Annotated in this window: 16 protein-coding genes; 8 read left to right on the forward strand and 8 right to left on the reverse strand. The window is 45.0% G+C overall.

Translation table 11 applies throughout. The features are described from left to right. Positions 1 to 65 precede the first annotated feature (65 nt). The 5 genes from L5L77_RS15550 to L5L77_RS15570 all read left to right on the forward strand — a co-directional run bounded on the left by L5L77_RS15550 (position 66) and on the right by L5L77_RS15570 (position 5,321). Positions 66 to 1,763 (forward strand): sensor histidine kinase, encoded by a 1,698-nt coding sequence (locus L5L77_RS15550; protein ID WP_263223050.1) that lies wholly within the window; start codon positions 66 to 68, stop codon positions 1,761 to 1,763. Continuing rightward, complete coding sequence (btsR, locus tag L5L77_RS15555; RefSeq protein WP_028760409.1) at positions 1,760 to 2,470, forward strand: two-component system response regulator BtsR; 711 nt, start codon at positions 1,760 to 1,762, stop codon at positions 2,468 to 2,470. The genes L5L77_RS15550 and btsR overlap by 4 nt, the downstream gene beginning before the upstream one ends. Positions 2,471 to 2,669: 199 nt before the next feature. Further along, complete coding sequence (locus tag L5L77_RS15560) at positions 2,670 to 4,130, forward strand: carbon starvation protein A (protein ID WP_219252149.1); 1,461 nt, start codon at positions 2,670 to 2,672, stop codon at positions 4,128 to 4,130. A gap of 182 nt (positions 4,131 to 4,312) precedes the next feature. Then, positions 4,313 to 4,696, forward strand: a complete 384-nt coding sequence (locus L5L77_RS15565) for a VF530 family protein (RefSeq protein ID WP_263163212.1) — start codon at positions 4,313 to 4,315, stop codon at positions 4,694 to 4,696. 169 nt (positions 4,697 to 4,865) lie between these two features. After that, a complete protein-coding gene (locus tag L5L77_RS15570; RefSeq protein ID WP_263163214.1) occupies positions 4,866 to 5,321 on the forward strand; it encodes a FlxA-like family protein in 456 nt (151 codons plus the stop codon). Between the two features lie 52 nt (positions 5,322 to 5,373). Here the strand turns inward: L5L77_RS15570 and L5L77_RS15575 are convergent, their stop codons facing one another. The 7 genes from L5L77_RS15575 to L5L77_RS15605 form a co-directional block, all read right to left on the reverse strand. Then, positions 5,374 to 6,318 carry a hypothetical protein gene (locus L5L77_RS15575; RefSeq protein WP_263223052.1) on the reverse strand — a complete coding sequence of 315 codons (945 nt, stop codon included), beginning with the start codon at positions 6,316 to 6,318 and terminating at the stop codon, positions 5,374 to 5,376. Positions 6,319 to 6,375: 57 nt separating this feature from the next. After that, on the reverse strand, positions 6,376 to 6,990 hold the full coding sequence (gene ribA / locus L5L77_RS15580; protein WP_006087423.1) for a GTP cyclohydrolase II: 615 nt from the start codon (positions 6,988 to 6,990) through the stop codon (positions 6,376 to 6,378). Positions 6,991 to 7,263: 273 nt separating this feature from the next. Next, positions 7,264 to 7,620: a YibL family ribosome-associated protein gene (locus L5L77_RS15585; protein ID WP_028760414.1), complete on the reverse strand. Its 357-nt coding sequence runs from the start codon at positions 7,618 to 7,620 to the stop codon at positions 7,264 to 7,266. A gap of 114 nt (positions 7,621 to 7,734) precedes the next feature. Beyond that, a complete protein-coding gene (gene nrdG, locus L5L77_RS15590) occupies positions 7,735 to 8,196 on the reverse strand; it encodes an anaerobic ribonucleoside-triphosphate reductase-activating protein (protein ID WP_105252903.1) in 462 nt (153 codons plus the stop codon). Positions 8,197 to 8,300: 104 nt separating this feature from the next. Continuing rightward, entirely contained in the window at positions 8,301 to 10,418 is a 2,118-nt protein-coding gene (gene nrdD, locus L5L77_RS15595; protein WP_263163218.1) for an anaerobic ribonucleoside-triphosphate reductase, read from the reverse strand. Between the two features lie 261 nt (positions 10,419 to 10,679). Beyond that, the gene (locus L5L77_RS15600) at positions 10,680 to 11,369 is read right to left on the reverse strand and encodes a hypothetical protein (protein WP_173496521.1); all 690 of its coding nucleotides are present in this window, start codon (positions 11,367 to 11,369) and stop codon (positions 10,680 to 10,682) included. Between the two features lie 120 nt (positions 11,370 to 11,489). Then, complete coding sequence (locus tag L5L77_RS15605; RefSeq protein WP_263138198.1) at positions 11,490 to 11,978, reverse strand: MarR family winged helix-turn-helix transcriptional regulator; 489 nt, start codon at positions 11,976 to 11,978, stop codon at positions 11,490 to 11,492. Between the two features lie 146 nt (positions 11,979 to 12,124). Here L5L77_RS15605 and L5L77_RS15610 point away from each other — a divergent pair, with 146 nt between their 5' ends. Next, positions 12,125 to 13,135 (forward strand): NADP-dependent oxidoreductase, encoded by a 1,011-nt coding sequence (locus tag L5L77_RS15610; protein WP_263223054.1) that lies wholly within the window; start codon positions 12,125 to 12,127, stop codon positions 13,133 to 13,135. A 135-nt stretch (positions 13,136 to 13,270) separates the two neighbouring features. Here the strand turns inward: L5L77_RS15610 and rssA are convergent, their stop codons facing one another. Beyond that, complete coding sequence (gene rssA / locus L5L77_RS15615; protein WP_105252908.1) at positions 13,271 to 14,218, reverse strand: patatin-like phospholipase RssA; 948 nt, start codon at positions 14,216 to 14,218, stop codon at positions 13,271 to 13,273. A gap of 250 nt (positions 14,219 to 14,468) precedes the next feature. On the opposite strand from rssA, the gene L5L77_RS15620 reads away from it, so the two are divergent. Both L5L77_RS15620 and L5L77_RS15625 read left to right on the forward strand, forming a co-directional pair. Continuing rightward, on the forward strand, positions 14,469 to 15,824 hold the full coding sequence (locus L5L77_RS15620; RefSeq protein WP_173496518.1) for a DEAD/DEAH box helicase: 1,356 nt from the start codon (positions 14,469 to 14,471) through the stop codon (positions 15,822 to 15,824). Between the two features lie 203 nt (positions 15,825 to 16,027). After that, the gene (locus tag L5L77_RS15625; protein ID WP_028760422.1) at positions 16,028 to 16,465 is read left to right on the forward strand and encodes a DUF3010 family protein; all 438 of its coding nucleotides are present in this window, start codon (positions 16,028 to 16,030) and stop codon (positions 16,463 to 16,465) included. The last annotated feature ends 43 nt before the right edge of the window (positions 16,466 to 16,508 follow it).

Raw genomic sequence — 16,508 nt, forward strand, 5'->3', positions numbered from 1 at the left:
TCTCGCGCACAAACTTTCAAATGGGGACGACTGCGCCGACATCTGTGACGATAATGTGAGCCATTATGTCTTTGATCCTATTACTGACCCAACAGATGTCGCTGTACTTAGTGATCGTTTACTTAGTCAGTAAAACGCCACTGTTTAAACTGTTTGCCGAAACGTCTCCTCGTCTGCCACATAAGATTTTTATGTATCTGATTTTTTCGAGTTTCTGCATCATGGCCACTTATTTTGGTGAGCAAACCTCGGGAGCGATTGCCAACACTCGTGCTATGGGCGCAGTTTTAGGCGGATTATTAGGAGGACCGGTTACTGGTTTTCTGGTGGGGCTGACTGGTGGGCTACACCGCTACAGTATGGGCGGTTTTACTGATATAGCCTGCGCTATCTCCACCACCTTAGAAGGCTTATCCGCTGGGATGATAAGCTTCTACTTAAGACGCGCAGATAAAAGTGAGCTCATCTACAATCCATTACTCGTTTGCCTAGTGACTTTTTATGCTGAAATGATGCAAATGAGCATCATACTTTTGGTTGCACGTCCCTTCGATGATGCATGGGAATTAGTACGTCAAATCGCGCCGCCCATGTTATTAGTCAATTCCGTGGGAGCGGCACTCTTTATGAGCATGATCCGTGACCAAAAAACCATGTTTGATAAACTCTCATCGAGCTTTTCGACTAAAGCATTAAAAATTGCCGAACGCAGTGTCGGATTACTATCCAAAGGATTTAACGAAGAAAGTAGTAGTCACGTCGCCCAAATCGTCATCGAAGAAACCAATGTGGGTGCAGTGGCCATCACGGACAGGGAAAAACTGTTAGCCTTTATTGGCATAGGCGCCGATCACCATCTCCCTGGTACACCGATTTCGTCCAAAATCACCTTAGAAGCCATCAATCAAAATAAGGTCATGTTCGCCGATGGCGTTGAAATGCCCTATGCATGCTCTATTTCTTCTCATTGCCGTCTAGGGTCAAGTCTAGTGATCCCGCTGCGCAGTGATACCGAAGTCATTGGCACGATTAAACTCTATGAGCCTAAGAATAAACTTTTTTTGAATATCAACCGTACTTTAGGTGAAGGTATTGCCCGCCTGTTATCGAACCAAATTCTTTATGGGCGTTTTGAGCAACAGCAAAATCTACTGACTCAAGCCGAACTTAAATTGCTGCAGGCTCAGGTCAATCCACACTTTTTATTTAATGCACTGAATACCATTAGCGCGATTATCAAACGTGATCCTGATATGTCTAAGCAACTACTGCAGCAGTTATCGCAATTTTTACGGATCAATTTAAAGCGAACGACAGGCTTAGTGACGCTTGGGGATGAGCTAGATCACATAGCGTCCTATCTCACCATTGAAAAAGCGCGTTTTATTGATAAATTACAAGTCAGTATCGCGATACCTGAATCACTCTACCACTGTAAAGTCCCCGCCTTTACCCTGCAGCCAATTATTGAGAATGCCGTAAAGCACGGCACTTCGCACATGATTGAGCAAGGGCAGATTAAAGTGACTGGCAAGCTCGAAAATGATGTGCTGGAGCTAGAAGTCACAGACAATGCCGGGTTGTATCAGCCCATTGAGGGCTCAGAAGGCCTAGGGATGAACTTAGTGCATAAGCGAATTCAAAATATTTTTGGCGAACAATACGGCGTGACAGTGGAGTGCGAGCCCGATCAATTGACTCGTGTCACCATAAGATTGCCCATAGAAAGCCCTGAAACATCAAATATGGATAACCGCACGTGATCACTTGTTTAATTGTCGATGATGAGCTGTTTGCTCGTGAAGAATTAGCTGACCTTTTGGGGCAAGAACACGACATCCAAATCGTCGGTCAATGCGCCAATGCTATTGAGGCATTACAGAGCATAACCAAAGAAAAACCTCAGTTAATCTTTCTTGATATCCAAATGCCACGCATTTCGGGCATGGAACTTATTGCAATGCTCGACCCCGATGACATGCCGAAAATCGTGTTTGTCACCGCCTACGACGAATTTGCCGTCAAAGCCTTCGACAATCATGCCTTCGATTATTTACTCAAACCCATAGATGCCGACAGACTCAGTAAAACCCTCACTCGTGTGCGTAAAAATCTAACGCCTCAGGCTATGGACTCCATTACCCCAAAGAGTCTTGAACATATTCCCTGCTACAGCGGCAATAAACTCAAAGTCATTGCAATCCAAGATGTGGAATATGTGTTCAGTGACTTAAGCGGCATCCATGTGGCCAGCACGAAAGGCAAAGTCCATACCCAGTTGACCTTGAAAGTGTTCGAAGAAAAAACCCCACTGGTGCGCTGCCATCGGCAGTATTTGATTTCACCTAAGGCGATTGCTGAAATTGAGCTGTTAGATACAGGGGCTGAAGTCACCACTCATTTAGGCGATAAAGTACCCGTATCACGCCGCTATCTTAAAAGCCTTAAACAGCTATTTGGCTTTCAATAAACACAATCCAAAAGTCATCTTAGCAACGTATTTTTAGCCATAAGATAGCCAACAACACTCACCGTTAACATACAATGGTAACCACTTAAGCTCACCAATTGCCGCTCACACTGCATTTTCGACCACTCATTGAAATTGCAAAGTTTTATATCAACAACTTGTTTACACTCGCCAGAACTCAAATGGGGAGATAACAAAAATGATGTGGTTCCTACTCTGTGTCGGTCTACTGATCGGCGGCTACTTTATCTACGGCGCTTTTGTCGAGAAAGTCTTCGGCATTAACGCTAATCGTCAAACACCCGCTTTCAGTCAAACTGATGGCGTCGACTTTGTGCCTATGTCTAAAGGCAAAGTCTATCTAATTCAATTATTAAACATTGCAGGCGTAGGCCCAATCTTTGGTCCTATCTTAGGTGCACTCTATGGTCCTGCAGCCATGTTGTGGATTGTAGTTGGCTGTATCTTTGCAGGTGCAGTACATGACTACTTCTCCGGTATGTTGTCAGTGCGCAATGGCGGTCAATCCGTGCCAAACCTTGCGGGTAAGTATTTAGGTAAGAGCGCCAAACACTTCATGAACGTGTTTGCTATTGTGCTGTTACTGCTCGTCGGTGTGGTCTTTATCTCTGCGCCTGCTGGCTTACTTGGCAAGCTTACTGGCTGGGATGTCAGTATCTTCGTTGGTATAATCTTCGTCTATTACCTGATTGCAACTGTGGTACCTGTCGATAAAATTATCGGTCGTCTGTACCCCTTCTTTGGCGCTTTATTGTTCTTCATGTCGTTTGGTTTAGCTTTCGCAATTATGCTATCAAGCGAGCATACCTTACTGCCTAACGTACAAGCGGGCGATTTCTTCCAAAACTTAAATCCGAACGACATGCCACTTTGGCCTGCCCTATTCATCACTATTGCCTGTGGCGCAGTATCAGGTTTCCATGCAACTCAATCACCGTTAATGGCCCGCTGCGTTGAAAACGAGACGAATGGTCGCTTCGTCTTCTTTGGCGCCATGATTGGCGAAGGCATTATCGCATTGCTTTGGTGTGCCATCGCGTTGTCTTACTTTGGCGGAGTAGAAGGGTTAAGTGCGGGTATGTCAGGTAACCCTGCCAACGTCGTCTATGAGGCCTCTACTGGTCTGTTAGGCGCTATCGGTGGCTTTATGGCTATCCTAGGGGTGATTATTCTGCCGATTACCTCAGGCGATACGGCTTTTCGTTCTGCGCGTTTGATTCTGGCTGAATTTTTCAACATGCCACAAATCTCACTACCAAAGCGCTTAGTGTTAGCTCTGCCACTGTTTGTTATCGGCGGCATATTGACCCAAGTGGACTTTGGTGTGATTTGGCGCTACTTCGGTGTAGCAAACCAAGCCACTGCAGTATTAATGCTGTGGACGGCTTCGGCTTACCTGCTACGACATAACAAACTACATTGGATTGCGACAATTCCAGCGATGTTTATGACCACTGTGGTTATCACCTTCCTACTGAACTCGTCAACCTTAGGTGCAGGTTTACCTATGACGGTATCAACCATAGCGGGCATAGTCACAACCTTAGTGATTACAGCACTCTTGATTGTGAAAACCAAAGGTAAAGGCGAAATTGATTTACCGGTTGAAACTGAGCTTAAAGAGACAGTCAAAGACTAGTCAAACAATTCAAATGACCAACCTAAAACAGGCGCTTTATTGCGCCTGTTTTGATCATACTGCTCCACCAATAACAGCTATCACAGGTTTAAGCTAGCAAGGTATTCAAGCTTGACTCGATACCATTCCACACTGTATCAGGCATACAAAACTGCTATACTCCCGCCATAGCACACTGCAACATGCATAATATGAATCAATCGAATAACCCGCTCCACGGCATTAAACTGGAAACGATCATCACTTATTTAGTCGAGAAATACGGCTGGGAAGAATTAGGTGAAAGAATTAATATCCGCTGTTTTACCCACGATCCCAGCATCAAATCCAGTTTACGTTTTTTGAGAAAAACAGAGTGGGCGCGGGATAAAGTCGAATATCTTTATTTAAGAGCCAATAAATTACCCTTGCCGCCACCTAAAGCGGAAGCGAGTCAAACCGCTAAGAAGCCTGCGGCAAAAATTGCGACGAAGAAAACCAATCAAACTCCCCCTGACAAGTCTGTTAAAAGCGATAAACCCAGCACAGATGACAAAATAAATAGCCATATTTGGGGTAACAGTTAATCTTCGCCCTCTGCAGCCATAAAACGTGAACAGCCCTCACTTAAGGGCTGTATTATCATCAGCTCTATCGCGCTTTTTGCCAAATAAGCCAAAAATTAGCTTCAGTTTTCCAATTAATGGCCGATAGCGATTTGAGTATCAACACAGTTTGCATCTAATGGAGTATGGAATGAGCATTAATGGAATAAACAGTGCCACAATCGGCTCAACTTTCACTCCGGTATCGAGCGCATATATCGCAGCAACTCCTGCCACAACAAAAACGGCGACTAATGAATCGACAGCAGATGCGCAGGATACTCAAGACACAGTCTCCATTTCTTCAGCCGGCCGCGCCGCATTGTCCGCAGATGTAGGTGCCCCTTTAAGAGACAATGCTGCAGCCAAAAAAGATGGAATAGAAAATGATGCGTCAGAAGAGCCCATGACGTTAATCGACCAACAGATCCAGAAAATAAAAGAGCAGATCAAAGCACTACAAAAAATGCTGGCCAAACTTAAAGGAGATGACTCTGAGGTTGCGGAGCAACAACGTAAGTTAATTCAAGAACAGATAATGCAGCTAAGTAGTCAAATAGCAACCTTGACTGATAAGAAGATGCGCGACGCGCAAAAGTCAGCTTAGACAAGATAACTTACCAATAGTCTTTGTAATACAGCCCGTAATGGATGATAACCTAGATAGGAAAGCTAAACATTAAACGCCAAACATTGAGCCCATCGCCACGACGATAACTAAATCCGATGCGATCAACACTCAATAATTCACCGCCTAACGGCTTAGAAAAGGCAAGGGAGAAGCCTGCCTCATAGCTGCCAGAAACAATAGTATCTTGCTCTATCTCGCTGATAAATCTGAGTTCATTGAAATACCAATAACCCACGGCAAAGATCCTTGGTTGCACCTGCAGATCCCACCATTGCCAGCGTGGTGCTAACCCTAAATCAACACCTGTTTGTAGTACTGCAAATTGATCCGAAAACTTACCATAGTGCTCACTGTACCCAGCAAAGCGTAATCTCGATACCCACACAGCATCCTGCCCTGCTAAGGTAAAGTCATACAAGCTACTGATCCCTGAGGCGATAATAGCAACGTTATCGTTTTTATCGAAGTTAGTGCCAAAACCGATATCTAAATACCCTTCCATTCGAGTATTTTCGCTCGCCTGCCAATGATGCTCAAAACCTGGGGTAACTGTCATAGTGCCTATCGACGACGGTAACTCGCCTTCAGTGATATCTTTGGCTAAATAATCAAAAAAGCCAAAGGAGATAGGTAACCGTAACCAAGTTTGGCTACCGCTATCTTTCTTCAAATCAAAAGTTAACGGAATACTAACGACGGTGGCATTTTGGTTTGCAGCGCGGTAAACGCCAGTGCCAAGATAACTACCAAAGGCGTAAACAGAATTTGGATTAGTGCTAGTTTCTATCGGATTACTACCATTAGCATTATTAGGTGCATGATTGATAGAAAAGTCGGAATCATCCGCTTGAGATGCAGATATAAATGTATTTGTAGCAGAGACACTATCGGCAAAGGTGGTAGGAATAACGCTCAGTAATGCCAAGCACATTAGCGACAAGCTTAATAGCAACCGACTGAAACAATGGCTCAATTGACTTAAACCTTCCTCATTTTTAACTCAATCGGTCGACTCATCATGATGACAAAACTACTTATTTTCATCCATAAAATGATATTCAGACATCATGTGTCCAAGCTCAGTGGATTTAGTTTTTAAGTACGCTTCGTTATAACGATTTTTACCAACTTGCAGCGGTACGCGCTCAACCACTTCGATGCCAAACTCCTTCATCGCTTTCACTTTACGCGGATTATTGGTCATCAAACGCACATGCTTCACCCCTATCTGTTCCAGCATAGGCTTGATCATGTCGTATTTACGCATATCCGCTTCGAAACCGAGTTGCTCGTTGGCTTCAACCGTGTTGGCGCCTTTATCTTGCAGCTCATAGGCGCGAATTTTATTCAGCAAACCAATGCCACGGCCTTCTTGGCGTAAATAGAGGATAAAGCCACTGCCCGTTTCCGCAATATTTTGCATGGCAGCTTGTAACTGAAAACCACAGTCACAACGCAAGCTAAATAAAGCATCGCCGGTTAAACACTCGGAATGAATACGGCCCAACACAGGTTCATCCGCACTGAGCGTACCGAATGTGAGCGCAACATGCTCTTTACCTGATTCGGTATCTTCAAAACCATGCATGGCAAACACGCCCCAAGGAGTGGGTAACTTTGACGTCGCGACATATTTTATCGACATACTTAACCTTAACGACAACTCTCATTCCATGAGACGAATAAGATCCCTAGAAACAAAACGAGGATTAGGCACTTAGCCAACTAAGCGCACCATTCTAAAGTGTTTTCGAACAATCCAGAAATACTTTAGTGTTTTAATCAACTAAACCAAACATGAATGTCTTTTCGATGGGCAGCACGAAGGAATGGATTAAAACGAAGCAGTGCATTAAATACAAGGAGCACAAACACGTGATCGACACTCGATCCCGTGCCAGTGACATCCTATCCCACATTAAAATTTTGCGGGAGCGTATCCAGTAACTTCCGTTAGCCCCATTTCACGGCCGATAGCCGTCATAGGGTGGATTACCACAAGCCCTTTGACAGACTTTTTCAGTTTGCCCATGTCTGCTTGTTCCGCTTTTGTCAAAGCACGATGGAAAGGCAAACCTTTAATATCTGACCCTTGCTTATTCAATAAGCGGGTTTGTTGCCCTTTCACACTGCCGATTTGCTTAGTGACCGCAGCGATTTCGCGTTTGAACTGGGCAATAATGACGTCATCGCCTCTTTGTTCAGCCGCAGCAAGTTTACGACGAAATTTATCTAATTTATCGTTAAGCTGCTGCAGTTCTTGCTTTAAATTCATTCTGTTACCTTAAATTACCTAAGTTAGCCACAGTAAAATCTTAGCCTGATTATGCTAGCGTCTGTGTCAAGGCCTGAGATTATAGCAGCAAGTTACAGATCCTCGTTACCGCTTTTATAACAAACGAATGATCTGATTGCTGCTACCGCGAAAGACAAGACTCGGATCGGCAAGACTTTGTTCAAATTTTCCGTCCACCAGCACATCAATATAAGCCAACACGGCGCGCTGTTCATCACTCAACTCATCGAGCACATAACCTGTCCACAGCCAAATATCCTTCCCCTTACACTCAGCCTTGACTCGTTTGACGAGCGTCAAAATGGCACTGAGATTGACAGGCAATAAAGGATCTCCGCCCGAAAGCGATAAACCACGGCGCACAATCCGCTGATCATTGAGATCGGCAATAATCCTATCTTCCATCGTCCTATCAAACACATGCCCAGAACGGGGATCCCACGTGCTTTGGTTGTAACAACCGCGGCACTGGTGCTCACAGCCAGAGACAAACAAGGTCGCACGGGTACCTGGGCCATTGACCACATCGATAGGGAAATATTGATGGTAATTCATTGATGGTCACTCATAGTGCATTTCATCTTTTAACACTGACACTCATCCCGTGGCACTATTTGATGCCACGGAATAAGTCTAACAGGCAGAATAAGGTAATAGTGTTACAAGTGTTTGATCCTGCGTTTTACTTCTTCTTGCTTGCCATAATTAAAGGGCCGCGCATCAGGACTGCCTAAGTAACCGCACACACGGCGCGTCACAGAAACCCGACTAGGCTCATGATTGCCACACTTAGGGCAAGTGAACCCTTTACTGGTACAACTAAATTCACCGGTAAAGCCACAGTCGTAGCATTCATCAATTGGCGTGTTAGTGCCATAGTAAGGCACGCGGCTGTAGCTATAATCCCAGACGTTTTCCAGCGCTTCGAGGTTATGCTGCATATTGGGATATTCGCCATAACAAATAAAGCCGCCGTTCGCGATAGCGGGATATGGCTGTTCAAAATCAATTTTATCGTAAGGGTTAACACTTTTTTCCACATCGAGGTGGAAACTATTAGTGTAATAGCCCTTGTCCGTCACCCCTGTGACTAGCCCAAATTGCTTCGCATCCAGTTTACAAAAACGGCTGCAGAGACTCTCACTTGGCGTGCTATACAGACTAAAGCCATAACCTGTTTCGGCCTTCCATGCATCCGTGGCCGCTTTAAGATAGGCTACAATAGCGACGGCTTTTTCCCTCAATTGTGTATCATCAAATACATGGGTTTGGGGGCCATAGAGTGCATTCATGGTTTCATGCAGTCCAATGTAACCGAGTGAAATCGACGCACGGCCATTTTTAAAGATTTGCGCCACATCATCATCAGCGCGCAAGCGTACACCACAGGCGCCTTCCATATAGAGGATAGGTGCCACGCGGGCTTTAACACCGTTCAGTCGCTCAATACGGGTATCCAGTGCTTTACGAGCTAATACTAATCTGTCATCTAAAATGCGATAAAATTCAGCTTCATCGCCATTGGCTTCTAAGGCAATCCGCGGCAGGTTTAAACTGACCACTCCCAAATTATTGCGCCCTTCATGCACAAGCTCGCCATTTTCTTCATAGGTGCCTAAAAAGCTACGGCAGCCCATTGGGGTTTTAAATGAACCGGTCACTTTCTCGACTTGCTCGTAGTTGAGAATGTCGGGATACATGCGCATTGTCGCGCATTTGAGCGCCATCTGTTTTACATCGTAATTGCAATCGCCCGCTTTATGATTAATACCATCGCGAATCGCAAACACTAGCTTAGGGAATACTGCCGTCTTGCGATTTTTACCCAATCCCGCCATCCGCACTTTGAGCATAGATTGCTGAATTAAGCGTGATTCCCACGACGTACCTAAACCAAACCCAAAGGTCACGAACGGTGTTTGGCCATTGGCGGTGTGTAAAGTATTGACCTCATATTCCAAAGACTGGAATGCATCGTGACATTCTTTTTCAGTTTGCGCCGTGGCAAAGGCTTTGGCGTCGGTAATCTTCCAATTCAGGGCAATTTGGTAATGCTTGTCGTAGCTCTTAGCGACAAATGGCGCTAACACTTCATCGATACGGTTGATAGTAGTTCCGCCATAGATATGACTCGCCACTTGGGCAATAATCTGCGCGGTCACCGCTGTCGCTGTTGAAATAGACTTAGGGGTTTCAATTTCGGCATTACCCATTTTAAAGCCGTGGGTCAACATGCCAGCTAAATCAATCAACATGCAGTTAAACATCGGGAAAAACGGAGAGTAATCTAGGTCGTGGTAATGGATCTCGCCCGCTTCATGGGCAGCGACCACATCCTTTGGCAAAATATGACTCTTGGCGTAATGTTTGGCGACTATGCCCGCGAGTAAATCCCGCTGAGTAGGAATGACTTTTGAATCTTTATTAGCATTTTCATTGAGTAAAGCCGCATTGCTTTGCTCAACTAAACCACGGATTTCGAGGTTGAGTTTACTGGTCGCTTCACGGCACACATCTCTGTCGTGACGGTATTCGATATACACCCGCGCCAGGGACTTGTACGGCCCTTCCATCAGTAAATTCTCAACCGCATCTTGTAGATGGTGGATATCGACTTCAGCTAATGGCGCGACGCTCTGACTGATACACGCTGCCACTGTCGCTGCATAGTCGCCATCCTCTATTCCAACTGAGTTTGCAGCGGCATTCACTGCATCCCTTATCCTTGTTTCATCAAAAGGTGTGCGGCAACCATCACGCTTAATTACGACTGGCATTGTTCAGTTCCTCTCCATCTCGCCTAAAAATTAACACTACATCTAGTGATTTTAAAAGCATAAAACACAATATGTAGAGCATTAGGCTACAATGACGGTAAGGAGTCCATGATCCAGATCATAGTTTTTAGGATGAAATAAAAGAACAAACAAGAACTGCAGCTAGGCCCAATTATCTGAAAATTGCGCCTTGACCTGCTGATTAAACCCAGCTAGTTGAATGCGTGACAATTTGTGTTTATCACGCACTATGGATGTGAATTAACGTTTAGCAAGCGCAAGATAACTACTGAGTTGGCCCGATGCAGATTGATGTGCCCCCATAGATGAAGCAAGTTGCATCATAGATTTTAGCCCCTGCCACTGCTGCTTTTGAGCATCCGTAAGCGGAGGTTCAGAATTCAAATAATCCGTCAATTGGCTAAGGACTTTCGTGGCCTTCTGGGCTAGCACCGGCGACTGAGCATCATCCATATTGGTTAAGACGTTTTTAGCATCAACTAAGGTATTGATAAGAGGATTATTAGGTGATTTTTTAGCTAATGACTTGATTTCATCATCTAAAAAATCTTGCAACGATTGTTTAGTCGGCGTTGTTGTGCTCGGCACTGTAATACCGTTTTTCGATAAACGCTCGAGTTGCACATCCGATAAAATGCCATCTTTTTGTAAGCGCGACACCAATGCGGGAATATCGGCGACGCCAAATTGACCATCGGCAAAAAAATCCTTCGCCATCGATTGAATTTTCTGTGCGCGTTGCGCCCTTGGCGACAGCGCTATCTCATCGGTTTTACCGTTATCGGGTTTGGTAGCATCCGTCTGCGTTTTATTTGTTTCTGTCGTAGTATCGGTTTTAGCCGTGCTCGTCTTTTGGCTATTGGCACCATAGGCATCGGCGATACTGGCACTGCTGCGATTAAGATTAAAGGCATTTAAAATAGAATTCATCGTCAAAAATTCGGCGTCTAAGACTCAATAACGGTTTTAAAGCAAAAACTAAGCCAATCAAGTATTAATCTGTGCAGATCCTGAATTTTCGGGTAGCGAACAGCACCAGTAGATTTATCTCTAGGACTGTAAATCTTCAATAAGGGCAAGACATTGCCGCCTTAGTAAATCGAGTGCCTCAGCGTCCATCTGCACTTTATCAAGCAAGGTTTGCTTCAAGGCAAGAGCTTCGTGCCTGATACCCTCTCCTTGACTTGTCAGAGTGATCAGCTTTTTCCGCTCATCTTCAACGCAGGCTAATCGCGTAATCAACCCCTTCAACTCTAACCGCTTGACGATTGGCGTTAGGGTTCCCATATCGAGTTTAGTCGCCATTGATAGCTGGGTTTGGCTGCAGCCGTTTTGACGCCACAGGGTTTGCATCACTAAATATTGAGGGAAAGTTAACTCATATGCCTCGAGTAGAGGCCGATAAGCACGCACTAATGCATTGCTCGCAGAATATAACGCGAAACAAACATTATCGGATAAACAGAGTGGATCGCTAGAAGCTTGGCTATGAGTCTGTTTTGTAGCGTCTAGCTCAGGTTGAGGTAAGCAATTCTGCACGTTTAAGCGCCTGTCATTTAAACATAACGCTATCTTATCCGATCTGTCCCACCTCATCTAGTTTGCGCGCAAACTATTTGCATTCAATCTTAAAGCCACGTAGAGTTAACATCATTCGTTTGCGCACAAACAAAAGGTGAGTTTTTATGAAGAGTATGACTGAAACCCGTGAAATCCATCTAGCTAGTCGCCCAGAAGGCATGCCTACAGCACAGAATTTTACTTTAGTAAATAAAGCGTTAGCACCGCTCGCTGATGGACAAGTGCTGATTAAAAATCTATGGATGTCGGTTGACCCTTACATGCGCGGGCGCATGGTTGATCGCAAGAGTTATGTTCCGCCCTTCGCCTTAAATCAAGTCTTAGAAGGCGGTGCGATTGGTGAAGTTATCGCGTCAAAAAACACCAAGTTCCCGGTTGGTACTAAAGTCAGCAGCATGCTAGGTTGGCGTGAACACGCAGTCACAGATACCGCAGGACTAACAGCTTTACCACTAACTACGCTTGATAGTTCACATTTCCTCGGCGTACTCGGCATGCCAGGCATGACAGCTTGGACAGGACTGACTCGCATTACAGATTTAAAAGCGGGTGAGACACTATTCGTTTCCGCCGCCTCTGGCGCAGTAGGTAGCGTGGCCTGCCAAATTGGTAAACTAATAGGTGCTCGTGTAATAGCCTCTGTCGGTTCAGATGAAAAAGCTGAATTATTAAAAAGTTATGGTGTTGATGCGGTCATCAATTACAAGACTTGTGGCAATCTTACCCAAGCGTTGACAAAAGCAGCCCCAGAAGGGGTTGACGTGTATTTTGAGAACGTCGGTGGCGAGCATTTAGCCGCAGCACTAGGCAATATGAAAGATCATGGACGTATCGCTGTTTGCGGTATGATTTCGCAATATAACAACACAACTCCAACACCTGGCCCTGACAACTTAGCCCTAATTGTAATGCGAAAACTCAAGTTAGAAGGTTTTATCGTATCCGAACATTGGGCGCATTATCCTGAGTTCACCGCAAAAATGGCTCAATGGTTAGCGGAAGGCAAAGTCAAAGCAGAACAAACAATTTATCAAGGGCTTGAACAAGCACCTGATGCTTTTATCGGTCTATTTGAAGGTAAGAATCGCGGTAAAATGTTGGTAAAACTAGCCTAAGTCACCAACAAAGCGGTATAAACATCTCAATATGAGATAGCAAATAGTCGGTATCGCGAAAGTGATACCGACTTTTGTTTATCTTGCAATCAAACGCTATCTATATGAAAGCTTTTGACTCTATATTTTGCCTCATCAGCCCTTCCAGAGCGCTGCTTCAATCAAGTGGGCGACTTTCTCCACCGCAGCTTCGCCGGCGGCAATCGCCTCATCAGCACGGTGAAACTCCATAGTGCCGATATTTCCCACCTCTGGCACAATACAAATATCTGGTGGATCGCCCATCAACCGCGCCCGCTTATGTCTTTGCTCTAAAATACCCATAGATTGCGACATCACAGCAATCATCCCCGGATTCGATTTAGTGCCGAGCGAAAACTTATCGGTTAGGTTACTGACATAATCTCGGCCACGGGCAAATAAATCCATAAAGCCCGTTTCTTGTCGCGCTGGCATATCCATTTCAGCTTGGACAGTCCTTTGGCTGGTCATATTCACGGGTAACACTTGGATACGCCCAGAATGATAGCCATATAAATCCACTGCAATCACTACATCAACGCCCATGGCACGGCTGACCGAAACAGGAACAGGATTCACCACAGCACCATCGACTAACCAGCGTTCTCCTTGTCTGACAGGGGCTAAAATCCCCGGCATGGAGCAAGAGGCCCGTACCGCTTGCCGTAAATCCCCTTCAGTAAACCAAATTTCCTGACCAGAGTATAAGTCAGTCGCGACGGCTGCAAAGGGACGATTGAGATTTTCAATATTCACATCTCCTATACGTGCATGCAGCACATCGAACACCTTGTCTCCGCCGATAAGCCCGCCCTTACGCCATCGAATATCCATCAAGCCAAGCACGTCCCAACTAGAAAAACCGCGCACCCATTTTTCTAACTCGGGTAAATGATCATGGGCGTAAGCGGCACCCACTAAAGCCCCCACCGAACATCCAGCCACTTTATCGGGCTTAATACCCATGGCAGCTAAACCATTCAATACACCTATATGTGCCCAACCTTTCGCCGCCCCACTGCCCAAGGCAATACCTACCGAAGGGGTTGTTCCGTTAGCCATAAATCATTTCTCCTGTAACTCAATGCAGTACACGATAACGTAAAATCCTGCCATATCCACTGTCAATCGGTAAAAACGACACAATTAAGAGGTTGTAATACCAATGTAAATAAATACAATCAACAGAGCATAAATGGCACACTTTCTACATCAATCCGTGCATGAAGCAGAGATAATCACCGATGTGGATAGCTGAGCAAGGGCGATTAAGGCTATAATCTGCCCTTACTAAGATTTAGGGGATATACCTTTGCAATTTACCGATTTTTCTCTGGACCAGCGTCTGCTTCAAAGCATAAAACATATGGGGATCACAGAACCCACCGCCATCCAGGAACAAGCACTGCCTATCGCATTGGCAGGTAAAGATTTAATGGCGTCATCAAAAACGGGCTCAGGTAAAACCTTAGCGTTTTTGTTACCCGCATTGCAAAGAGTCATTTCTACCCGCTCACTGTCGAAACGTGATCCTAGAGTCTTGATTTTATTACCGACTCGCGAACTAGCACATCAGGTTTATAGTCAGCTTCGCCTCCTTGTCGCCAACACCCAATACAAGGCCATCAGCGTACTGGGCGGTGAAAACTTTAATGACCAAGCCAAAGCCTTAGCGAAAGAACCGCATTTTATTGTCGCGACTCCAGGCCGTATCGCCGATCATTTAGAACAGAAGCATCTTTTTCTCAATGGCTTAGAGTTATTAGTCCTCGATGAAGCCGACCGCATGTTAGATTTAGGCTTTGCCCCGCAGTTAAAAGCCATCAACGATGCAGCCGATCATAAACGCCGTCAAACTCTGATGTTTTCTGCCACGTTAGATCACGACGAAATCAATGATATCGCAGCAACATTACTAAAAAATCCAGCGCACGTGGCGATTGGCGCGGCTCACTCTGAGCATAACGATATTCATCAACGTATCTTTTTATGTGACCACTTAGACCATAAAGAAGCGTTATTAGCCCGTTTGCTCAAAGATGAAACCCATAAACAAGTGATTATTTTTACCGCGACGCGTCCAGATACTGAGCGCTTAGCCGCTAAATTAACCACGCAAGGTTTTGCAACCGCCGCACTCAGCGGTGATTTAAAGCAGGCCGCACGAAACCAAATCATGGACCAATTTGCCCGTGGCCAACAACAAGTACTAGTGACAACCGATGTCGCCTCTCGCGGCCTGGATTTGCTCAATGTGTCCTTGGTCGTTAACTTCGACATGCCTAAATTTGCCGAAGAATACGTGCATCGTATCGGCCGTACTGGTCGTGCAGGCGCAAAAGGTGATGCGATATCGCTCGTCGGGCCAAAAGATTGGGACAACTTTAAGAAAGTCCAAGTCTTCCTCAGAAAAACCTTTGAGATCAGCACAATTCCAGGCCTAGAAGCTAAATTTAGTGGTCTAAAAAGCAAAGCTAAACAAACGCCAGTAAAACGTGTTGCTAAAGCGGAGCTTGCTAAAGGTAAGAGCAAAAGAACCAAAGCAACCACACCAGCACCGTCGCGGGATAAGCGTTTCATCACGGGCGTGGATGTCGGCGATGCTCCTATGCGTAGAAAACCTGCTGCGGCACAATTACTGCAAGATAATGATACTGAAGAAGTTTAAAACTAATTTATGCATAAAGGCCGGTGGATTTAACATCAGATATTATCTCTGATACAAATCACATAGGCATGATCTAATACTGGAAATTGACATACTAAAATTATCAGTCTGTCGCCAAGCGAATCAAAAGCGCATGGTAAACACTGATCCTCATGTCATTTCCAGCTACAATAGCGCTATTATCGATATTTTGAAGGTGTAACATGAGAGTTTGTGGTGTTGAATTAAAAGGTGGCGAAGCCATTATCAGTTTATTGAGCTATGAAGGTGAAACCTTCAATGTGCCAGAATGCCGTAAGGTGTCTTTCACCGTTTCCCAATCTGCTACCACAGAAGCTATTCGTGAGTTTCACTTCGCTTTTCATAAGCTTATGCAAGATTATCGCGTTGATGAAGTTGTCATCATAGAACGTGAGCAAAAAGGTAAACTCGCGGGTTCAGCGACAAGCTTTAAACTTGAAGCAGCCATTCAATTAGGGGAATTACCTGTCAGTCTATTGTCTCCTGTCACTATCAAAGAGCAAAACAAGCGCAATCCACCCCAAGTTGATTTCGATAGTTTAGATCTTAAAAAAGTACAGCAGTTAGCTTTCGAAGCCGCTTATGCCCATCAAAATCGCCGAATTTTTGGCAAAGTATAAGTAATGTGATGAACTCAGGCTCCGAAGTCATTCGGAGCTAAAT

This window comes from Shewanella sp. SM29 (assembly GCF_025654245.1).
GTDB lineage: Bacteria > Pseudomonadota > Gammaproteobacteria > Enterobacterales > Shewanellaceae > Shewanella > Shewanella oncorhynchi.

Coding starts and splice junctions, on each gene's coding strand:
- L5L77_RS15570 (WP_263163214.1), top strand. CDS start 4,866: ATGAGCATTAATGGAATAAACAGTGCCACAATCGGCTCAACTTTCACT.
- L5L77_RS15550 (WP_263223050.1), top strand. CDS start 66: ATGTCTTTGATCCTATTACTGACCCAACAGATGTCGCTGTACTTAGTG.
- L5L77_RS15625 (WP_028760422.1), top strand. CDS start 16,028: ATGAGAGTTTGTGGTGTTGAATTAAAAGGTGGCGAAGCCATTATCAGT.
- rssA (WP_105252908.1), bottom strand. CDS start 14,218: ATGGCTAACGGAACAACCCCTTCGGTAGGTATTGCCTTGGGCAGTGGG.
- L5L77_RS15560 (WP_219252149.1), top strand. CDS start 2,670: ATGATGTGGTTCCTACTCTGTGTCGGTCTACTGATCGGCGGCTACTTT.
- L5L77_RS15585 (WP_028760414.1), bottom strand. CDS start 7,620: ATGAATTTAAAGCAAGAACTGCAGCAGCTTAACGATAAATTAGATAAA.
- L5L77_RS15600 (WP_173496521.1), bottom strand. CDS start 11,369: ATGAATTCTATTTTAAATGCCTTTAATCTTAATCGCAGCAGTGCCAGT.
- ribA (WP_006087423.1), bottom strand. CDS start 6,990: ATGTCGATAAAATATGTCGCGACGTCAAAGTTACCCACTCCTTGGGGC.
- L5L77_RS15565 (WP_263163212.1), top strand. CDS start 4,313: ATGCATAATATGAATCAATCGAATAACCCGCTCCACGGCATTAAACTG.
- nrdD (WP_263163218.1), bottom strand. CDS start 10,418: ATGCCAGTCGTAATTAAGCGTGATGGTTGCCGCACACCTTTTGATGAA.
- nrdG (WP_105252903.1), bottom strand. CDS start 8,196: ATGAATTACCATCAATATTTCCCTATCGATGTGGTCAATGGCCCAGGT.
- L5L77_RS15610 (WP_263223054.1), top strand. CDS start 12,125: ATGAAGAGTATGACTGAAACCCGTGAAATCCATCTAGCTAGTCGCCCA.